This window comes from Cupriavidus oxalaticus, from assembly GCF_038900635.1.
GTDB classification, from domain to species: Bacteria; Pseudomonadota; Gammaproteobacteria; order Burkholderiales; family Burkholderiaceae; genus Cupriavidus; species Cupriavidus oxalaticus_B.
This window is the reverse complement of sequence record NZ_JAYMRX010000098.1, coordinates 1-435: the sequence shown is the minus strand read 5'-3', so window position 1 is coordinate 435 and position 435 is coordinate 1. Positions and strand designations below refer to the sequence as shown.

1 protein-coding gene is annotated in these 435 nt (G+C 64.6%); it reads right to left on the bottom strand.

Annotation, left to right across the window (positions count from 1 at the left end; all coding sequences use genetic code 11):
- Positions 1-301 (bottom strand): hypothetical protein (locus tag VSR71_RS35120; protein WP_342917927.1); only part of this gene is annotated, 301 nt, incomplete at its 3' end.
- Positions 302-435: the final 134 nt, after the last annotated feature.

Sequence of the window (435 nt, the reverse complement as noted above, 5' to 3'; positions counted from 1 at the left end):
GGAATTTGCCGTCCTCGCGGAAGAAGCGGGAATGCACGCCGTAAGAGTCGAAGCTCGCATCCTTGAAATTGCCGAGCACGGTCTGGTCGGAGGCATGCTGCATCGCCGCCTTATGCTGCGAGGCGCTCCACAATTTCGCTTCGGCCTGGTGGCAGCCGGCGCAGGTTCCGCTGCCGACGTAGGTCGCAGCCGGCTGAGAGGGGGTCTGCGAGACCGATCCATGATTGAGAAACTGGAAGGCGATGCCGAAAGCGACGACGGCGACTGCAGCGACAGCAATCCAGATGCGGCGCGCCGGCAACTGCGCGGCGCTCCGCCCAGTTCGCACCGGCGACTGAGAAGCCGGTAATGGCGCTGGGGCAGGTACCCTCGGTGTATCCCGGCCCGATGTGCGGCGCTTGCGTGCCAATTGCGGCCTTCTGTCTGGAAGCATCC